The 15,194-nt window shown below is 63.6% G+C and carries 17 protein-coding genes; all 17 read right to left on the reverse strand.

Annotation, left to right across the window (positions count from 1 at the left end):
- Window positions 1-174: 174 nt before the first annotated feature.
- Window positions 175-1,311, reverse strand: a complete 1,137-nt coding sequence (gene flhB, locus CRO75_RS03480; RefSeq protein WP_009042746.1) for a flagellar biosynthesis protein FlhB — start codon at window positions 1,309-1,311, stop codon at window positions 175-177.
- A 3-nt stretch (window positions 1,312-1,314) separates the two neighbouring features.
- A complete protein-coding gene (fliR, locus tag CRO75_RS03485; protein ID WP_085530161.1) occupies window positions 1,315-2,097 on the reverse strand; it encodes a flagellar biosynthetic protein FliR in 783 nt (260 codons plus the stop codon).
- Between the two features lie 3 nt (window positions 2,098-2,100).
- Window positions 2,101-2,370: a flagellar biosynthesis protein FliQ gene (fliQ, locus tag CRO75_RS03490; RefSeq protein WP_003184009.1), complete on the reverse strand. Its 270-nt coding sequence runs from the start codon at window positions 2,368-2,370 to the stop codon at window positions 2,101-2,103.
- A 24-nt stretch (window positions 2,371-2,394) separates the two neighbouring features.
- Window positions 2,395-3,144 (reverse strand): flagellar type III secretion system pore protein FliP, encoded by a 750-nt coding sequence (gene fliP, locus CRO75_RS03495; protein WP_007922525.1) that lies wholly within the window; start codon window positions 3,142-3,144, stop codon window positions 2,395-2,397.
- On the reverse strand, window positions 3,144-3,581 hold the full coding sequence (gene fliO / locus CRO75_RS03500) for a flagellar biosynthetic protein FliO (protein WP_087088873.1): 438 nt from the start codon (window positions 3,579-3,581) through the stop codon (window positions 3,144-3,146). Before fliO ends, fliP begins: the two co-directional genes overlap by 1 nt.
- Window positions 3,582-4,049 (reverse strand): flagellar motor switch protein FliN, encoded by a 468-nt coding sequence (gene fliN, locus CRO75_RS03505; protein WP_009042742.1) that lies wholly within the window; start codon window positions 4,047-4,049, stop codon window positions 3,582-3,584. It lies immediately after the preceding gene.
- A gap of 54 nt (window positions 4,050-4,103) precedes the next feature.
- Window positions 4,104-5,072: a flagellar motor switch protein FliM gene (gene fliM / locus CRO75_RS03510; protein WP_009042741.1), complete on the reverse strand. Its 969-nt coding sequence runs from the start codon at window positions 5,070-5,072 to the stop codon at window positions 4,104-4,106.
- A 9-nt stretch (window positions 5,073-5,081) separates the two neighbouring features.
- Complete coding sequence (gene fliL / locus CRO75_RS03515) at window positions 5,082-5,585, reverse strand: flagellar basal body-associated protein FliL (RefSeq protein ID WP_097134450.1); 504 nt, start codon at window positions 5,583-5,585, stop codon at window positions 5,082-5,084.
- A gap of 178 nt (window positions 5,586-5,763) precedes the next feature.
- Window positions 5,764-7,128 (reverse strand): flagellar hook-length control protein FliK, encoded by a 1,365-nt coding sequence (locus CRO75_RS03520; protein WP_097134451.1) that lies wholly within the window; start codon window positions 7,126-7,128, stop codon window positions 5,764-5,766.
- Between the two features lie 110 nt (window positions 7,129-7,238).
- Window positions 7,239-7,583 (reverse strand): Hpt domain-containing protein, encoded by a 345-nt coding sequence (locus CRO75_RS03525; protein ID WP_007922619.1) that lies wholly within the window; start codon window positions 7,581-7,583, stop codon window positions 7,239-7,241.
- 30 nt (window positions 7,584-7,613) lie between these two features.
- Window positions 7,614-9,320, reverse strand: coding sequence for a fused response regulator/phosphatase (locus tag CRO75_RS03530; protein ID WP_097134551.1), 1,707 nt, complete (start codon window positions 9,318-9,320; stop codon window positions 7,614-7,616).
- Between the two features lie 5 nt (window positions 9,321-9,325).
- Entirely contained in the window at window positions 9,326-9,631 is a 306-nt protein-coding gene (locus CRO75_RS03535) for an STAS domain-containing protein (RefSeq protein ID WP_009042737.1), read from the reverse strand.
- A 118-nt stretch (window positions 9,632-9,749) separates the two neighbouring features.
- Window positions 9,750-10,199 carry a flagellar export protein FliJ gene (gene fliJ / locus CRO75_RS03540; protein ID WP_007922624.1) on the reverse strand — a complete coding sequence of 150 codons (450 nt, stop codon included), beginning with the start codon at window positions 10,197-10,199 and terminating at the stop codon, window positions 9,750-9,752.
- A 6-nt stretch (window positions 10,200-10,205) separates the two neighbouring features.
- Window positions 10,206-11,564, reverse strand: coding sequence for a flagellar protein export ATPase FliI (gene fliI, locus CRO75_RS03545; protein WP_009042736.1), 1,359 nt, complete (start codon window positions 11,562-11,564; stop codon window positions 10,206-10,208).
- The gene (gene fliH / locus CRO75_RS03550) at window positions 11,554-12,375 is read right to left on the reverse strand and encodes a flagellar assembly protein FliH (RefSeq protein ID WP_097134452.1); all 822 of its coding nucleotides are present in this window, start codon (window positions 12,373-12,375) and stop codon (window positions 11,554-11,556) included. Before fliH ends, fliI begins: the two co-directional genes overlap by 11 nt.
- A 9-nt stretch (window positions 12,376-12,384) precedes the next feature.
- Complete coding sequence (gene fliG / locus CRO75_RS03555; RefSeq protein WP_007922630.1) at window positions 12,385-13,404, reverse strand: flagellar motor switch protein FliG; 1,020 nt, start codon at window positions 13,402-13,404, stop codon at window positions 12,385-12,387.
- On the reverse strand, window positions 13,397-15,184 hold the full coding sequence (gene fliF, locus CRO75_RS03560) for a flagellar basal-body MS-ring/collar protein FliF (RefSeq protein WP_007922632.1): 1,788 nt from the start codon (window positions 15,182-15,184) through the stop codon (window positions 13,397-13,399). The genes fliG and fliF overlap by 8 nt, the downstream gene beginning before the upstream one ends.
- Window positions 15,185-15,194: the final 10 nt, after the last annotated feature.

The following is a 15,194-nucleotide window of genomic DNA, read 5'->3' on the forward strand; positions in this document are numbered from 1 at the left end:
TTGCAAGAAGCCTTCCAACTTTGGCCTGGAACACAAACTGATTTATGGCGTTGCGCCATCAGTCGTCACACAAGGCGCTTTCGCGCCATTGCGAGCAAGCTCGCCTACAGGCCGGGCGTGGACTCTGCAGGAGCGAGCCTGCTCGCGATAACGTCGGCACAGCCAACGCCGACCTCAGGAATCGCGACGCAAATCCGGCGGAATCGGCAGGTCCTTGAGCGGATCAGGGCGCTTGCCCTTGCCGGCCCGGTGCTGGCGAATCTGATAGACATACGCCAGCACCTGGGCCACCGCCAGATAAAGCCCGGCGGGGATTTCCTGCTCCAGTTCGGTGGAGTAGTAGATCGAACGCGCCAGCGCCGGCGACTCCAGCAACAACACCTCGTTGGCCACGGCGATCTCGCGGATCTTCAGCGCCAGGAAATCGCTGCCCTTGGCCAGCAACACCGGCGCCCCGCCCTTTTCGGCGTCGTACTTGAGCGCCACGGCGTAGTGGGTCGGGTTAGTGATGACCACATCCGCCTCGGGAATCGCCGCCATCATCCGCCGCTGCGACATCTCGCGCTGGACCTGGCGAATCCGCTGCTTGACCTCCGGACGCCCTTCCTGGTCCTTGTGCTCGTCACGCACTTCCTGCTTTGTCATCAGCAGCTTCTTGTAGCTCTGGTACAGCTGCACCGGCACGTCCACCGCGGCGATCAGGATCAGCCCGCAGGCCATCCACAAGGTGCTCCAGGCCACCACTTGCACACTGTGGATAATCGCCTGCTCCAGCGGCTCATGGGCGATCCGCAGCAGGTCGTCGATATCCGAAGACAGCACCGACAAGGCGACGATCAGGATCACCACGAACTTGGCGAAGGCCTTGAGCAACTCGATCAGCGAGGTCGGGGACACCATGCGCTTCATACCGCTGAGCGGGTTCATGCGGCTGAACTTGGGCGCCAGGCTCTTGGTGGAAAACAGCCAGCCGCCCAAGGAGATAGGACCGATCAGCGCCGCCAGCACCAGGGGCAGCAGGATCGGCATCGCGGCGATAATCGCGATTTTTCCCGAATGCAGCAGGTACAGGCCCATAGCGCCGGGGCTGAGCAGCACCTCGCGCGGCAGGGAGAAATTCAGGCGCATGATTTCCAGCAGGTCCTGGGCCACTCCCGCGCCGTAGATCAGCAGGCCGGCGGCGCCGATCATGGTGATCGCCAGGGTATTGAGCTCTTTGGAGCGGGCAATCTCGCCCTTTTCCCGGGAGTCCTTCTTGCGTTTCTCCGTGGGGTCTTCTGTCTTGTCCTGACCGCTCTCGCTCTCAGCCATGGTTCAACGCGCCTGTGCCAGGTTGCGCAGCAACTGCAGGGCCTCGACGGCCAGCGGTTGGTACTGGTTGAGAATGTCGCCCAGGCTGACCCAGAAAATCACCAGGCCCAGCACCAGGGTCAGCGGAAAGCCGATGGAGAAAATGTTCAACTGCGGCGCCGCGCGGGTCATCACGCCAAAGGCGATGTTCACCACCAGCAGCGCGGTGATCGCCGGCAATACCAGCAACAGCGCGGCGCCCAGCACCCAACCCAGCTTGCCGGCGATTTCCCAGAAATGGTTGACCAGCAGCGCGCTGCCCACCGGCAAGGTGGTGAAGCTCTCGGTCAGCACCTCGAAGACCACCAGATGCCCGTTCATGCCGAGGAACAGCAAGGTCACCAGCATGGTCAGGAACTGCCCGATCACCGCCGCCGAAACACCGTTGGTGGGGTCGACCATGGAGGCGAAGCCCATGCCCATCTGCGTCGAAATGATCTGCCCGGCGATCACGAAAGCCTGGAAGAACAACTGCAGGGAGAAACCGAACAAGGCACCGATGATGATCTGCTCGGCAATCAGCAATAGCCCGCCGAGGTCCAGTGCATTGACCGCTGGCATGGGCGGCAGGCCCGGCACCACCACGACCGTGATGGCCAGGGTGAAATACAGGCGGATACGGGTCGGCACCAGGGTCGTGCCGAAGACCGGCATGGTCATCAGCACGGCGCCGATACGAAACAGCGGCAGCATGAAGCTGGCGACCCAGGTGCTGATCTGCGTATCGGTAAGTGCCAGCAGAGACATGATTCAGCCGATCAACTGCGGAATACTGCCGTACAACTGCAGGATGTATTCCATGAAGGTCTGCACCAGCCAGGGACCGGCGACGATCAGCGTCACCAGCATCACCAGCAGGCGCGGCAGGAAGCTCAGGGTCTGTTCGTTGATCTGGGTGGCGGCCTGGAACATCGCCACCAGCAGGCCCACCAGCAGGCTGGGGATCACCAGGATGGCGACCATCATGGTGGTCAGCCAGAGCGCTTCGCGAAACAGGTCTACCGCGACTTCAGGCGTCATAACGCGTCACCCGCCAACAAGGTTCTAAACACCACCGAAACTGCCCGCCAGGGTGCCGATGATCAGGGCCCAGCCATCCACCAGCACGAACAGCATGATCTTGAACGGCAGGGAAATGATCAGCGGCGACAGCATCATCATGCCCATGGCCATCAGCACACTGGCGACCACCAGGTCGATGATCAGGAACGGAATGAAGATCATGAAACCGATCTGGAACGCGGTCTTCAGCTCCGAGGTGACGAAGGCCGGCACCAGGATCGTCAGCGGCGCCTGGTCCGGCGTCGCGATATCAGTGCGCTTGGACAGGCGCATGAACAGCTCCAGGTCGCTGCTGCGGGTCTGGGCCAGCATGAAATCCTTGATCGGCACCTGGGCCTTGGCCACCGCGTCCTGGGCGCTGAGCTTCTCCGCCAGGTATGGCTGCAAGGCATCCTGGTTCACCCGGTCGAACACCGGGGCCATGATGAACATCGTCAGGAACAGCGCCATGCCGGTGAGGATCTGGTTCGACGGCGTCTGCTGCAGGCCCAGGGCCTGACGCAGGATCGAGAACACGATGATGATCCGGGTAAAGCTGGTCATCAGCATGACGAACGCCGGAATGAAGCTCAGCGCGGTCATGATCAACAGGATCTGCAGGCTGACCGAGTATTCCTGCTGGCCGTCGGCATTGGTGCCGAGGGTGATCGCCGGGATCGACAACGGGTCGGCCGCCAGCGCCAGCGGCGCCGCCAGCATCAGGGCCAACATCAAGAGGAGGCGCAACGGCATTACTTCTTATCCTTCTGATCCTTGCCCAGCAGCTCCATCAGGCGCTGGGCAAACTCCGGAGTCGCCTGCTCGGTGCTCGGCACCTGCACCGGCTCCTTGAGCACATGCAACGCAGTGATGGTGCCCGGCGTCAGGCCGAGCAGAATCTGTTCGTTGCCGACCTGCACCAGCACCAGCCGGTCCCGCGGGCCAAGCGCCCGCGAACCGATCAGCTCGATGACCTGGCCCTTGCCGGCCGGTCCGGCCTGCTGCACCCGGCGCAACAGCCAGGCGAGGAAGAAGATCAGCCCCACCACCAGCAGCAGGCCCAGCACCAGCTGGGTCAGCTGCCCGGCCACGCCGCTGCTGCCAACCGCTGGTGCGGCGGTACCGGCCACCGGCTCGGCGGCCAGGGCCCAGAGCGGCCAGGCCAGGAACAGCGCGAGTGCCTTTCTCACTTAGCGCAGCTTCTTGATGCGTTCGCTCGGGCTGATCACGTCGGTCAGGCGGATGCCGAACTTCTCGTTGACCACCACCACTTCGCCATGGGCGATCAGCGTGCCGTTGACCAGCACGTCCAGCGGCTCGCCGGCCAGGCGATCGAGCTCGATCACCGACCCCTGGTTGAGCTGCAGCAGGTTGCGGATGTTGATGTCGGTACTGCCGACCTCCATGGAGATCGATACCGGGATATCCAGGATCACGTCCAGGTTCGGACCGTCGAGGGTCACCGGCTCGTTGTTCTTCGGCACGCTGCCGAACTCTTCCATCGGCAGGCGATTGGACGCCGGCGCGCTGGCCGCATCGGCCGCCAGCAAGGCATCGATATCGTCTTGCCCGGCGTCGCCGGTTTCCTGCAGGGCAGCCGCCCACTCATCAGCCAGGGCCTGGTCTTCTGCGGAAGTCATTTCGTGTTCGTCAGCCATGTTGTCCTCGGCGGGCAAAAAATCATTAACAAAGCGAATTCATAACAACGCCGCTCAACGGCGCTCGATCGGCTCGATCACTTGCAGGGCCAGGTTGCCCTTGTGCGAACCGAGCTTGACCTTGAACGCCGGTACGCCGTTGGCGCGCATGATCATGTCTTCAGGCAGCTCCACCGGGATCACATCCCCTGGCTGCATGTGCAGGATGTCGCGCAGGCGCAACTGCCGGCGGGCCACCGTGGCGCTCAAAGGCACATCCACATCCAGCACGTCTTCGCGCAGGGCCTTGCTCCAGCGCTCGTCCTGGTCGTCCAGGTCCGACTGGAAGCCGGCGTCGAGCATTTCCCGCACCGGCTCGATCATCGAGTACGGCATGGTCACGTGCAGGTCGCCACCACCGCCATCGAGCTCGATGTGGAAGGTCGAGACCACGATCGCTTCGCTCGGGCCGACGATGTTGGCCATGGCCGGGTTCACTTCGGAGTTGATGTACTCGAAGTTGACTTCCATGATCGCCTGCCAGGCTTCCTTCAGGTCGACGAAAGCCTGCTCCAGCACCATGCGCACCACGCGCAATTCGGTCGGGGTGAATTCACGGCCTTCGATCTTGGCGTGACGACCGTCGCCGCCGAAGAAGTTGTCCACCAGCTTGAACACCAGCTTGGCGTCGAGGATGAACAGCGCGGTACCGCGCAGCGGCTTGATCTTCACCAGGTTGAGGCTGGTCGGCACGTACAGCGAGTGCACGTATTCGCCGAACTTCATCACCTGCACGCCGCCCACCGCCACGTCCGCCGAACGGCGCAGCATGTTGAACATGCTGATACGGGTGTAGCGGGCAAAACGCTCGTTGATCATCTCCAGGGTCGGCATGCGTCCGCGGACGATGCGATCCTGGCTGGTCAGGTCGTAGCTTTTGACGCTGCCGGGCTCGGCGGCGTGTTCGGTCTGTACCAGACCGTCATCGACGCCATGCAGCAGCGCGTCGATCTCATCCTGGGACAGCAGGTCCTGCACGGCCATGTCGTGTTCCTACTGCAGTACGAAGTTAGTAAAGAGCAACTGCTCGACCACCACTTTGCCGACCTCTTTCTGGGCCACTTCCTGCACGCTGGCGGTGGCCTTCTGACGCAGCATTTCCTGACCGACCGGAGTCGCCAGGGTGTCGAAGCTCTGGCCGGAGAAGAGCATGACCAGGTTGTTGCGGATCACCGGCATATGCACTTTCAGCGCGTCCAGATCGGACTGGTTGCGCGCCAGCAGGGTGATGCTCACCTGCATGTAGCGCTGGCGGCCGTTCTGCGTGTAGTTGGCCACGAAGGCTGGCGCCATGGGCTCATAGATGGCCGCCGGCTTGACGCTGCTGGTGGTCTCGGCCGTCTCGGCAGGCTTGCTCTGGGCACTGCTGTGCATGAAGTACCAGGTCGCCCCGACGGACAAACCGATCGCCAACAACAAGGCCAGAACAATCAAGAGGATAAGCTTGAGTTTGCCTTTCCCGGCGGGGGTTTTCTCTGCTGCTTCGCTCTTCGCCATGCCAATAATCCGTCACTAATCGGGTTTTCACAGTCGCACGGCAAGGCAAGAGCAAGTGTTATGCCAGATTTGTCTGAATCGGGGTGAACTGAAGGGATAGGGGAAGCGCAAAGCAAAAGATCGCCAGCCGAGGAGTCACACGGCTGGCGATCTTCTGTTCAATGACGCCCGAAGCGGGTCAGGCGTAATAGTCGACGGCGCTGGTGCCGATGACCGTGCTGGTGTTGGCGGCGACTTCGGCGACGCTCGGCGGCAACTCTTCATCCACGCCATCCAGGCGCCCACCGCTGGCGCTGGCTCCGTTGCTGCGATGCTGCCCCTGCTGGGCCTGCTCCTGGCCACCCTGCCAGTTGCGCGACTGGTCGGAGACGTTGACGTCCACCTGCCCCATGCCTTGCTGGTGGAACATGTCGCGCAGGCGATGCATCTGCCCTTCGAGGGCCTCGCGCACGCCGACATGGGCACTCATGAAGGTCACCTGGGTCTGCTGGTCCGGCACCATGTTCACGCGAATGTCCAGGCGCCCCAGCTCGGCCGGCTGCAACTGGATCTCGGCCGATTTCAGATTGACGCTGGACAGGTACATGACCCGGTTGACCACTTCTTCGGTCCAGCCGCTCTGATGCATGGCCAGCGGCTGGTTCACCGGGACGGCATTGGCGGTCTTGGGCGTGGCCGCCTGGGTCAGGGCCGCCAGGCGGTTGGCGAAATCGTCGACGCGGGTGTCGCTGGCAGCGCTCTTGAGGTCCTTGAGACCGTCATCGAGCAGGCCGCTGAAGGCCTTTTCGCCGCCCTGCTCGGTGCTGTCCTTGTCCACCTGCAGGTCCAGCATAGTGGCCATGCCGCTGGCGAAGGTCTGCGCCGAAGTCGGCCCATCATCGGCCACCACGGTCGGCGCCGCCTTGCTCTGCGCCTGGCTGGAAGCCGAGACATGGCCGCTCTGCTCCATGGCCAGGCGTACCACCGGCAGCGCATCCAGCGGATCGGCTTCAGGGTCGAATTCCGGATCGACCGGCACTGGCATCGCGGTGCTGGCCACCACCGGTATAACCGGCTGCGTTTGCGACTGCACTGGCGGCTGTGCTGGAACCGGCGCGGCCGCCACTTCCGGCTCGGGCGCCGGCAACGGCACCGGCTGGGTCGCCTGCATCAGCGCCGGATCGAGGGTCGGGTCGACCGGCGTGCTCTCGGCCAGCGGCTGATCGCTGCTCGCGGCCTGGTCATCGGCGACTTTTTCGTCACTGGCAACAGCCTTGTCGGCAGGCAAGGTTTTGCCGCTATCGGCAACCGCAGGCTCAGCGGCGGCAGCCTTGCCCTTGCCCGGATCCACCTTGGCAGCGGCTTCGCCTCCCTTGTCGCGAGCCGGCTTGATCGGGCCGTCGGCAGCCGCTACCGGCTTGCCGAGTGCCTCCTTGGCGAACACCCGGGCAAAGCTTGCGCCTTTGTCCCCGGGCTCGGCGGCGCTGGCCTGGGGGGTGGCGGAAACCGCTTGAGTCTTGGCCTGGGAGGCGGCCTGAAGAAGCATGTTCGGGGTAAGGGGCATGAAAACGGTCTCCGCTGCACTGGGATCGTAGGTACAGTTGGGAGACTTGATTGCAAAGGTCGAGCCAGCTTTGCTGGCTCGCGGGGAAAAGCCTGGATTGCAGCGGTTTTTCAGCAGTGAAAACGCTGGCGTTCCTGCTCGCACAGCTGGCGGACAATGGCGAATTCGCCATCGATCTCGCCGACCAGCTGCTCGATACCGCGCAACGACGAGCCCTGGGCACGTTGCTCCAACTGATGACAGAGCTCGGCCAGGCGAATCGCCCCCATATTGCTGCTGCTGCCCTTGAAGCTGTGGGCAGTGGCGACAAGTTGACGGGGGTCGTCGACTTTGTGCAATTGGCGCAAACGCTCTTCGGAGTCACAGAGGAAGGTGTCGAGCAACAACGGATACTCATCCTCCATGACTTCCTGCAATGCGTTCAGCACCTCGTGATCCAGATGAATCTCAGACACTTGCTCACTCCTTGATCAAGAATCGGCGAATTATGCCAGAGGCTCCCAAGAAAACTCCACGCAGGCACTACGACCATCGTCAGACCAGCTGGCACGCCGGCTGAGCTGACGGATCAGGCTGACGCCGCGCCCGGAAAGGCGGTCGCCATCGATGGGCCGCGCCATCACCCGCCCGACATCGAAACCGCTGCCACTGTCCTCGACCCGGATCAGCAAACGACCGCCAGCCCCTTGAGGCTCCACTTGCAGGTGCACCCGCACAAAACCCTCCTGCAAGGCTTCGAGGCGTACCGCGCGCTCCCGGTAATAGCGGGAAAACCCCTGGGCATCGCGCTTGAGGCTCGAGTCCAGGCCCAATACGCCATGCTCCAGGGCATTGGAATACAACTCGGCCAGCACACTGTAGAGCGCCCCGCTCTGCGCCCGCAGGCCATGGACTTCCAGCAGCAGTTGCAACAGGTAAGGCAAAGGGTTGAAACGTTTGAGGGTCGCGGCGCGATACTCGAAACTCGCCGACCAGTCCAGCGGGCAGGACTGACCGCTGTCGGAGTACACCAACGCCGGCGGCGTCAGCTTCCGCGCCTCGAGCAGGCTGACCTCGACCATGCTCACATCGTCCCGCGCATCCCCGCCAAACTCGCTCAGGGCCCGCTGGATCTCCTCGAACAACAGGTCCGGCTCGTGGTTGGCGGCAAACACCCGCTGCAGGCGCTCGACACCGAACAACTGCTCGTTGGCGTCGCAGGTGTCGATCACCCCATCGGACAGCAGGAAAACCCGGTCGCCCAGGGCCATGGGAAAGACTTCGGTGCGGTCGTCGAATGCCTCGGCGCCCAGTACCCCCAGCGGCAGATGGTGCGCCACCAGCGGCACCCGCTCCCCGCTTGCCAGGCGATGCAGGTAGCCATCCGGCATGCCGCCGTTCCACACCTCCACCGCCCGCCGCTGGAAACTCAGGCACAGCAGCGTCGCACAACAGAACATGCCGACCGGCAGGATGCGCTTGAGCTTGGCATTCATCTCGCGCAGGGTTTCGGGCAGCCCGTACCCCTTGGCCGTCATGCCGTAAAACACCTCGGCCAGGGGCATCGCGCCCACCGCCGCCGGCAAGCCGTGGCCAGTGAAATCCCCCAACAGCACATGCATGTCGCCTGTCGGGGTAAAGGCAGCCAGCAGCAAATCGCCGTTGAACAGCGCATACGGCGACTGCAGGTAGCGGATATTCGGCGCGTTCAGGCAGCCGGAATGCGCCACCTTGTCGAACACCGCCTTGGCCACCCGCTGCTCGTTGAGCAGGTAGTCATGGTGCTGGGTGATCTGGTCGCGCTGCTGCAGCACGGTTTCCTGCAGGCGCCGCAAGCGATCCATGGCCTTGATCTTGGCGGCCAGGATCACCGGGCTGTAGGGTTTTGCCAGAAAATCGTCGCCACCGGCTTCCAGGCAGCGCGCCAACGCCTCGCTCTGGGTGAGCGAGGTCAGGAAAATGATCGGCACCAGCGCTTCGCCAGCCAGATGCTTGATCTGCCGGGCCGCCTCGAAACCGTCCATCACCGGCATCATCGCGTCCATCAACACCAGGTGCGGGCGCTGCTGGATGAACAGCTCCACTGCCTCGGCGCCATTACTCGCCGTCAGCACTTTGTGCCCCTGGCGCCGGACGATGCTCGACAGCAACATACGGTCGCTGGTGCCGTCCTCGGCGATCAGCACGCACAGAGGTGCCTCACTCGACTGCATGTCGATCAACTGATGTCGAACAGCTTGTCGAAATTGGAAATGGCGAGAATCTTGCGCACGTCCGAGTTGCTGTTGATCACTCGCACGTCGGAATCGTCGCCGCCGGCGTGATCGCGCAGCAACAGGAGCATGCCCAGGGCGGAACTGTCGAGGTAGGTGGCGTCTTTCAGGTCGACCACTATGGAATCGGGCCTTGTGTTGAGGTGCTCGTAGGACTCGCGAAACTCTTGATGACGGCCGAAATCGAAACGCCCCTTGATCGAAATCGTCAGTTTGTGCCCGTCCGGTGAAACTTCAGTAACGACTGACATGATTCGCTTCCTTGTGATTGGCAATCTGTACAAGGTTTAGCACCCCGTACAAGCCTGGGCAACCCGAACCGCCGAAGCGTCGCTGACGAGCGCCTGGCGGCGACGAATGGGGTGGCGCTCAGTACGGATCCTGGCGCGGCAGGCGCTGGGACAGCTCGTCGAGCAGCTTCTGCTCGCGCTTGTCTTCCAGTTGGCGGGCTTCATCGATGTAGCGTTGCACCAGCTTGCGCAAGCCCTCGACCCGGGCATAGGCCTGCTGCCAGGTTTCCCGGGCGCGGTTGAGGTTGTTCTGGTGCCAGGCCAGGCTTTGCCGCTGCTGGCCCACGGCGGTTTCCAGCTGATTGAGGAAGTGCTGGTAGTTCATCAGCCACTGGCCGGAAACCCCGGCACTGCCCCGCTCGATCCACTGTTGCTGGTATTCGGCACGAAAGCGTTCCAGGTCCCCCAGCTTGCTTTCCGCCAGGCGCACCTGGCCCTGGAAATGCCCCAGGCGCTGGGCAGCAGTGCGCTCGGCGCTTTCGGCCATGTCGACCACCGGCGCCAGACGCGCGGCACGGCTGTTGGCCATGACGGATTAACCGCCCGGCGCCGGAGCGAACACCATCTCCAGATGGGCTTCGCTTTCACCCAGGCTGATGCTGTCGTTGAGCCCCTGGCGCAGGTAAGCGACCATCGACGGCTGCAGCGAGATGGCGGCGTCGGTTTCGCGATCGCCGCCCGGTACGTAAGCGCCGACGCTGATCAGGTCGCGCGCCTGTTGGTAACGCGACCACAGCTGCTTGAAATACTGGGCGCGAGTCATGTGATCCGGGGTCACCACCGCCGGCATGACCCGGCTGATGGACGCCTCGATATCGATCGCCGGGTAATGCCCCTCCTCCGCCAGGCGCCGCGACAGCACGATGTGCCCGTCGAGCACACCACGGGCCGAGTCGGCGATCGGGTCCTGCTGGTCGTCGCCTTCGGACAACACGGTATAGAACGCGGTGATCGAGCCGCCACCGGCCTCGGCGTTGCCCGCGCGCTCCACCAGCTTCGGCAGCTTGGCGAAGACCGACGGCGGATAGCCCTTGGTCGCGGGCGGCTCGCCGATGGCCAGGGCGATTTCCCGCTGGGCCTGGGCGAAACGGGTCAGGGAATCCATCAGCAACAGGACGTTCTTGCCCTTGTCGCGAAAATATTCGGCGATACGCGTGCAGTACATGGCCGCGCGCAGGCGCATCAGCGGCGCATCGTCCGCCGGCGACGCCACCACCACGGAGCGCTTGAGCCCCTCCTCACCGAGGATATGCTCGATGAACTCCTTGACCTCACGACCGCGCTCACCGATCAGCCCGACCACGATGATGTCGGCCTCGGTAAAGCGGGTCATCATGCCCAGCAGCACACTCTTGCCCACGCCGGTACCGGCGAACAGGCCGAGACGCTGGCCGCGGCCCACCGTCAATAATCCGTTGATGCAGCGAATGCCCACGTCCAGCGGCCGGCTGATGGGGTCGCGCTTGAGCGGGTTGATGGTCGGACCGTCCATCGGCACCCAGTCCTCGGCCTTCATCCCGCCCTTGCCGTCCAGCGCACGGCCAGCACCGTCGAGGACCCGCCCGAGCATGCTCATGCCCATCGGCAGGCGGCCAGTATCGGCCAGCGGCACGACCCGGGCGCCGGGCGCGATGCCGGCGACGCTGCCGACCGGCATCAGGAATACCTTGCTGCCGGAGAAGCCCATCACCTCGGCCTCGACCTGCACCGGGTGATAGCTGTCGTCGTTGATCACCATGCAGCGCGTGCCCATGGCCGCCCGCAGGCCTTCGGCCTCCAGGGTCAGGCCGACCATGCGCAGCAGGCGGCCTTCGAGAATCGGCTGGTTCGGCAGTTCGGTGGCTTCGGCGTAGCTGCTCAGGCGCTTGCCGAAGCTGGTGCGGTCAAGGCGCATCGGCGGGGTCCTGCGCGGGGTCGACAGGGTCGACATCCGCGGCGGGCTTGCCGGTGGCGGCCCCCAGCTCGACGCTCAGATCCGGTTCGGCGGGATGCAAAGCCTGCTCATGAAGCTGGTCGGACAGCTTGTCCATGATCTTGGCGATCCGGGTTTCCATGGTCGCGTCGATCCGGCTGTGCTCGGTCTCGACCCGGCAGCCGCCCGGCAACATGGCTTCGTCCTCGACGATGCGCCAGCTTTCCTCATGGCGCTCGCGCAGGCTTTTGACCTGGGCGAAGTCCTGCGGATTGATGTACAGGCGCACATTGCCCACGCCCAGCGGCAGCAACTTGAGGGCTTCGCGCATGACATGCTCGATCTGGCTGGAGTCGATGGCCAGCTCGCGCTGGATCACCTGGCGCGTCATGTGCTGCACCAGGTTGACCAGGACTTTTTCAATCTGTGTGTCCTGCTCGGCGATGGGCTCGAACAGATTGCCCATCAGCGTTTCCAGCGCCTCCAGCTTGGCGCTCAGGGCCACCTCGGCTTCCTGGCGGACCTTCAGCGTGGCGCTGTGGAAACCTTCCTTTTCGCCCGTGGCGAAGCCTTCGTTATAGGCTTCCTGGCGAATGCTCTCGAGTTCTTCGAGGGTCAGTGGCTGGACTTCTTCCAGCGGCACTTCCTCGATCTGCGCCGGCGGCTCTTCCACCGGTTCCGGCTCGGGCTCGGGGACATGGGGGTCGAAACTGGGCAGCGCCCAGACGTCGAAACCACCGACGTCCCGAGCGCGAATCAGGTCGCTGTGGGATTCATCACTGCTGGACGACATAACGCGACCTTAGATCATTTCTTCGCCGCCCTTCCCGCCGAGAACGATTTCTCCGGCTTCGGCCATACGGCGGGCAATGGTGAGGATTTCCTTCTGCGCGGTTTCCACATCGCTGACGCGCACCGGGCCCTTGGCCTCGAGGTCGTCGCGCAGCAGTTCGGCAGCCCGCTTGGACATGTTCTTGAAGATCTTTTCCTTGACGCCTTCGTCCGACCCCTTGAGGGCCAGGACCAGCACGTCGGAAGACACTTCGCGCAGCAACGCCTGGATGCCGCGGTCGTCGACATCGGCCAGGTTGTTGAACACGAACATGAGGTCTTCGATCTGGCCGGACAGGTCTTCGTCGACTTCGCGGATCGAGTCCATCAGCTGGCCTTCGATCGAGCTGTCGAGGAAGTTCATGATGTCGGCGGCGCGCTTGATACCACCCAGGGTGGTACGCGAGGCGTTGGAGTTGCCGGCGAACTGCTTCTCGAGAATCTGGTTGAGTTCTTTCAGGGCGGCCGGCTGCACGGTATTGAGCGAGGAAACCCGCAGGATGATGTCCAGGCGCGCCTTGTGGTCGAAGTTGCCAAGCACTTCGCCCGCCTGGTCTGGATCGAGGTAGGCCACCACGATCGCCTGGATCTGCGGGTGCTCGTAACGGATCACGTCCGCCACGGCGCGCGGTTCCATCCACTTCAGGCTGTCCAGGCCGCTGGTGTTGCCGCCCAGCAGGATGCGGTCGATCAGGCCGTTGGCCTTGTCCTCGCCCAGGGCCTGGGTGAGCATCTTGCGCACATAGTCGTCGGAGCCCACGCCCAGGCTGGTCTGGTCGCCGACGATGTCGACGAACTCGCTCATCACCTGCTCGACCTGCTCGCGATGCACGTTGCCCATCTGCGCCATGGCCACGCCCACGCGCTGGACCTCTTTGGGGCCCATGTGGCGCAGCACCTGCGCGGCGTCGGTGGAACCCAGGGACAGCAGCAGGATCGCGGCCTTGTCGACCCGGGTCAGTTTGGCGGTAGCGGCTCGGTTATCACTCATCTGCGTTAATCCACTCTTTCACGACCTGGGCCACTCGACCCGGGTCTTCTGCCACCAGACTCTTGATTGCGTTCAACTGTGCGTCATAGCCTTCGCTCGGGCTAGGCAGCAGGATGCTTTGCGGGCCGCCGAGGCTGACGCGATCGTTGGCCAGCTCGCCATCCAGGCCGCCCATGCCGCCGAGTTCGACATCGCTGCCCAACCCCGCCAGTTGCTTGCCCTTGCCGCCACCGGTGATGTTGTTGAGCACCGGGCGCAGCACGCCGAACACCAGGACCAGGATAAACAGCACACCCAGGACCTGCTTCACGATGTCCCAGAACCAGGGCTGCGAGTAGAACGGAATGTCGGCGATCACCTCGCCGCGATCGGCCGAGAACGGCACGTTGATCACGCTGACACTGTCGCCACGGCTGGCGTCGAAGCCCACCGCGTCCTGCACCAGGCGGGTGAAGCGCGCCAATTCGTCGGCGCTCCACGGTGCACGGCTGGTTTCGCCGTTGGCCGGATTGACCTTGACCTGATCGTCCACCACCACCGCCACCGACAGCCGGTTCAGACGACCCTGCTGTTGTTTGGTGTGGCTGATGGAGCGATCCAGCTCGAAGTTCTTGGTGGATTGTTGACGCTTGTCGTTCGGGTACGGCGCCAGCATCGGCTGGCCGGTGGCCGGGTCCATGATCTGCTGGCCGTTGGCGTCCAGCAGCGGTTGGCCTGGCTGCACCATGCCGGCGGCAGCAGTGGCGCCACCGGTGGTCTGCGGTGCGCTGGCCGGCGATGGCGGCTGGTTGCTCAGGGCGCCAGGAACGCCTTGCGGGCCCAGGCTGCTGGAGCGTTGTTCGTTGACCGACTGCTCGCTGCGCAAGGCCGGCTGGTCCGGGTTGAACTGTTCGGAGGTCGACTCGACGGCGCTGAAGTCCACATCGGCGGACACTTCAGCCTTGTAGCGGTCGTTGCCGAGGATCGGCTGCAGGATGTTGTGCACCCGCTGGGTCAGCATGCTTTCCATGCGGCGGCTGTAGTCGAATTGCTTGCCGGCCATGGTCAGTTCGGAGTTTTCCGCCTGGTCGGAGAGCAGATTGCCCTTCTGGTCGACCACGGTGATCTGCGACTTGCTCAATTCGGGAACGCTGGTCGCCACCAGATTGACGATGGCCACCACCTGGCCCGGCTCCAGCGAACGACCGGAATACAGCTCGACCAGTACCGAAGCGCTGGGCTTGCGCTCGTCGCGCACGAACACCGAGCTTTTCGGAATCGCCAGGTGCACGCGCGCGCCCTTGACGTTGTTCAGGCTGGAAATGGTCCGCGCCAGCTCGCCTTCCAGGCCGCGACGGTAACGGGTCGCCTCCATGAACTGGCTGGTGCCCAGGCCCTGCTCTTTATCGAGAATCTCGAAACCGATATTGCCGTCGCCCGGAGCCACGCCGGCAGCCGCCAGCTTGAGGCGCGCACGCGACAGGTCGTCGGCCTTGACCAGCAAGGCACCGGAGTTGGGCTCGACGGTGTAGGGAATGTCGGCGGAGGCCAGGGTGTCCATGACCTGCTTGGCGTCCATGCCGGCAAGGCTGCCGTACAACGGACGGTAATCGGGTTGCTGGGACCACAACACCACGGCAAAACCAATCGCCACGCTGGCAGCCAGACCGACCATGAGGCCAACCTGACGCAACATGGTCATCTCGGAGAGGTTTTCCAGAAAGGACAACCCGAACAGCGGCGGCTTGCCTTCTGTCGGAGTGGCCTTGGCCGGTACGTTATCGGCGACTGCTTCTGCCATGACTCAATCT

Source organism: Pseudomonas sp. LAMO17WK12:I10, assembly GCF_900215185.1.
Taxonomy (GTDB): Bacteria; Pseudomonadota; Gammaproteobacteria; order Pseudomonadales; family Pseudomonadaceae; genus Aquipseudomonas; species Aquipseudomonas chlororaphis.